The 4,313-nt window shown below is 53.5% G+C and carries 1 tRNA gene and 2 rRNA genes; all 3 read right to left on the bottom strand.

The features are described 5' to 3' along the window. Positions 1-146 precede the first annotated feature (146 nt). The 3 genes from FHT86_RS37620 to FHT86_RS37610 all read right to left on the bottom strand — a co-directional run bounded on the left by FHT86_RS37620 (position 147) and on the right by FHT86_RS37610 (position 3,808). Positions 147-223 (bottom strand) — tRNA-Met (locus tag FHT86_RS37620). 314 nt (positions 224-537) lie between these two features. Further along, positions 538-652: ribosomal RNA gene (gene rrf / locus FHT86_RS37615) — 5S ribosomal RNA — on the bottom strand. A gap of 224 nt (positions 653-876) precedes the next feature. Next, positions 877-3,808: ribosomal RNA gene (locus FHT86_RS37610) — 23S ribosomal RNA — on the bottom strand. Between the last annotated feature and the right edge of the window lie 505 nt (positions 3,809-4,313).

Here is a 4,313-nt window from a genome sequence, read left to right as displayed (position 1 = left end):
AAAACAGTTCACCGGACTGTATTATCGCAAAGCGAGCGCCCTTCAGCCTTGAGGTTGTGGTGCGAGGACGAGGATACCATCGCGAGGGAAAGCGAAGCTTTTCCGCCAGCGATGGAACGCTATGTCTATTGATGTTTTGAAGAGCTTGGTTGCGGGGGCAGGATTTGAACCTGCGGCCTTCAGGTTATGAGCCTGACGAGCTACCGGGCTGCTCCACCCCGCGTTACCAGCGTAAACCCGAAGGGTTTATCGCGTTACCAGCGCAAATCGCGATGCGATTTGTCGCGAGTAGCAAGCCGCTATGCGGCTTGCGTCATCCACGTAAACCGCTTCAGCGGTTTATCGTGTGTCAGGTGGGCCCCCTTTTTGGAGCACACCTGGTTTCGAGACGACTGGTTTTCAGGGTCTCGAGTATTCCTAGAAGCGACAAAGGCCGCGTAAGCGGCCTATTGTAACACGGCATGGCCGTCTGTGTGATGAGAAGATTGGAATGTTGGAACAAACCCTTTTGGTTTGCACCGAAGTTGCGTTTGGCAGACCTGGCAGCGACCTACTCTCCCGCGTCTTGAGACGAAGTACCATGGGCGCAGGGGCGTTTCACGGCCGTGTTCGGAAAGGGAACGGGTGCAGCCACCCCGCCATAACCACCAGGTCGGCAAAGCGCAACTTTAATTGAGAAGCTGGTGAGGTCAGAGACCTCTTTTGTCTTACGTGAACACGTCGTTGGTTGTCCGGATACGGTCGTTAAGACCGCAAGCGCAAAGCGCGTCGCCGGACGTCCGGCGCCCTCGCGGAGCATAGGGCCAAAGGCCCGCTCATGCGTGAGCGCTGAACTTAAGTCTCATCGAATTTATTCGATGAGCACTGGCAATGGGAACGATCAAGCCAATCGAGCTATTAGTACCGGTAAGCTTCATGCGTTGCCGCACTTCCACACCCGGCCTATCAACGTGGTCGTCTACCACGGCTCTGATAGGGAACACTCGTTTTCAGGTGGGTTTCCCGCTTAGATGCCTTCAGCGGTTATCCCTTCCATATATAGCTACCCTGCTATGCCCTTGGCAGGACAACAGGTCCACCAGAGATATGTCCATCCCGGTCCTCTCGTACTAGGGACAGATCCTGTCAATATTCCTACACCCACGGCAGATAGGGACCGAACTGTCTCACGACGTTCTGAACCCAGCTCACGTACCGCTTTAATTGGCGAACAGCCAAACCCTTGGGACCTGCTCCAGCCCCAGGATGCGATGAGCCGACATCGAGGTGCCAAACAACCCCGTCGATATGGACTCTTGGGGGTCATCAGCCTGTTATCCCCGGCGTACCTTTTATCCGTTGAGCGATGGCCCTTCCACGCGGGACCACCGGATCACTATGACCGACTTTCGTCTCTGCTCGACTTGTCAGTCTCGCAGTCAGGCGGGCTTATGCCATTGCACTCGACGACCGATTTCCGACCGGTCTGAGCCCACCATCGCGCGCCTCCGTTACTCTTTCGGAGGCGACCGCCCCAGTCAAACTACCCACCATACACTGTCCCGGATCCGGATAACGGACCGCGGTTAGACATCCATGACGATAAGGGTGGTATTTCAAGGATGGCTCCACAAGAACTGGCGTCCCTGCTTCAAAGCCTACCACCTATCCTACACATGCCGACACGAATGCCAGTGTAAAGCTATAGTAAAGGTGCACGGGGTCTTTCCGTCTGACCGCAGGAACCCCGCATCTTCACGGGGAATTCAATTTCACTGAGTCTATGTTGGAGACAGCGGGGAAGTCGTTACGCCATTCGTGCAGGTCGGAACTTACCCGACAAGGAATTTCGCTACCTTAGGACCGTTATAGTTACGGCCGCCGTTTACTGGGGCTTCGATTCAGAGCTTGCACCCCTCCTCTTAACCTTCCAGCACCGGGCAGGCGTCAGACCCTATACGTCGTCTTGCGACTTCGCAGAGCCCTGTGTTTTTGGTAAACAGTCGCTACCCCCTGGTCTGTGCCACCCTCACATACTTGCGTACATAAGGGTCACGCTTCTTCCGAAGTTACGCGTGCAATTTGCCGAGTTCCTTCAACATAGTTCTCTCAAGCGCCTTGGTATGCTCTACCTGACCACCTGTGTCGGTTTCGGGTACGGTCTATACGGTGGAGCTATTTCCTGGAACCGCGTCCCTGCAAGATCAATCCAATAAGACCTTACAAGTTAAGCAATCCGTCACTTCCACCAGGCCCACGAATATTAACGTGGTTCCCATCGACTACGCGTGTCCGCCTCGTCTTAGGGGCCGGCTAACCCTGCTCAGATTAACTTTAAGCAGGAACCCTTGGTCTTTCGGCGAGAGGGTCTCTCACCCTCTTTATCGTTACTCATGTCAACATTCGCACTTCCGATACCTCCAGGGCCCCTCACAGGTACCCCTTCATCAGCTTACGGAACGCTCCGCTACCACTCCTCAAAGAGGAATCCTCAGCTTCGGTGCATGGCTTTAGCCCCGTTACATTTTCGGCGCAAAGACCCTTGACTAGACCAGTGAGCTGTTACGCTTTCTTTAAATGATGGCTGCTTCTAAGCCAACATCCTGGTTGTTTTGGGATCCTCACATCCTTTCCCACTTAGCCATGACTTGGGGACCTTAGCTGGAGGTTAGGGTTGTTGCCCTTTTCACGACGGACGTTAGCACCCGCCGTGTGTCTGCCTGGTAGTACTTCCCGGTATTCGGAGTTTGGTTAGGATCAGTAAGACGGTGAGTCCCCATAGCCCATCCAGTGCTCTACCCCCGGGAGTATTCGCCAGACGCTCTACCTAAATAGATTTCGCGGAGAACCAGCTATTTCCGAGTTTGATTGGCCTTTCACCCCTAGCCACAAGTCATCCCAATCTATTGCAACAGATGCGGGTTCGGTCCTCCAGTTGGTGTTACCCAACCTTCAACCTGCTCATGGCTAGATCACTCGGTTTCGGGTCTAATGCAACAAACTATATCGCCCTATTCAGACTCGCTTTCGCTTCGCCTACACCTACCGGCTTAAGCTTGCTTGTTACACTAAGTCGTTGACCCATTATACAAAAGGTACGCCGTCACCCTTGCGGGCTCCGACTGTTTGTAGGCATCCAGTTTCAGGTTCTATTTCACTCCCCTTGTCGGGGTGCTTTTCACCTTTCCCTCACGGTACTGGTTCGCTATCGGTCATGCACGAGTACTTAGGCTTGGAGAGTGGTCTCCCCATGTTCAGACAGGATTTCACGTGTCCCGCCCTACTCTAGGACAATAAAGCTATCTACGCGTACGGGGCTGTCACCCTCTACGGCAAACCTTTCCAGGTTCTTCCACTTTAAACTCTATTGCCACTGGCCTGGTCCGCGTTCGCTCGCCACTACTTGCGGAGTCTCGGTTGATGTCCTTTCCTGCAGGTACTTAGATGTTTCAGTTCCCTGCGTTCGCTTCTTACACCCTATTTTATTCAGGTGAAGATACCTTGTTACAATGCTTAGAAACCTGAAGTGTTTTACCGGCCACCAGTCCGTTGAGGCTACGCCGCATTAGCGGCGACGGCCTCTGGCCTTGCGAAGCTCAAACGAGCTTCGATCCTTTTTCCTCGCCCACCCTTTGAAAGGGAGACCGAAGAGCCAGGATCTGGTCAGTCAACAATTCAGATTTTCTAAGCATTTAAGGTGGGTTGCCCCATTCGGAGATCCATGGATCAAAGCTTATTCGCAGCTCCCCACGGCTTTTCGCAGCGTATCACGTCCTTCATCGCCTGTGCATGCCTAGGCATCCACTAAATGCCCTTACGACACTTGATCGTTCTCATTGCCAATGCTCATCGTCTTTGCTTGGATTTGGAATTCCTATCCTTCTCGCTTACGCTCGAAGGGGTTCCAAATCTGACAATCCGGACACTTTGCAGTGTGCCGAACCAGCTATGCGCCGTTACCTTTTACAACGGACGCTTTCTAACAATGCCATCGACGTGTTCGATAGATCCGCTTTATTGGAGCTACGCCGAGCAGCTCGCTTGCGGTCTATCTTAAGACCAGCTTCTCGAGATTGGATCCGATACCGCGCGGTCAGGCAACGGTAATCCGATTGCTGTCAGAGGCATTCAATCGCGATAAACCGCTAGGCGGTTTACGCTGAGAATGCCAACAACACGCGATAAACTGCTTGCGCAGTTTACGCTGACAATCCAGAGCGACAAGCTTCCTTCCTACCTCCGTCCCCTCCTTCGTTTCCAGCCGGCTAGGCCATCCACGATATCGTAAGGTCCGGGCTCGGACGTCTCGGGCCAAAACCCAAAACACCTGGAAG

The sequence above is a fragment of the Rhizobium sp. BK313 genome (genome assembly GCF_014193655.1).
Classification (GTDB): domain Bacteria; phylum Pseudomonadota; class Alphaproteobacteria; order Rhizobiales; family Rhizobiaceae; genus Rhizobium.
The sequence above is the reverse complement of the archived record's forward strand: the minus strand, read 5'-3'. Positions and strand labels throughout refer to the sequence as shown.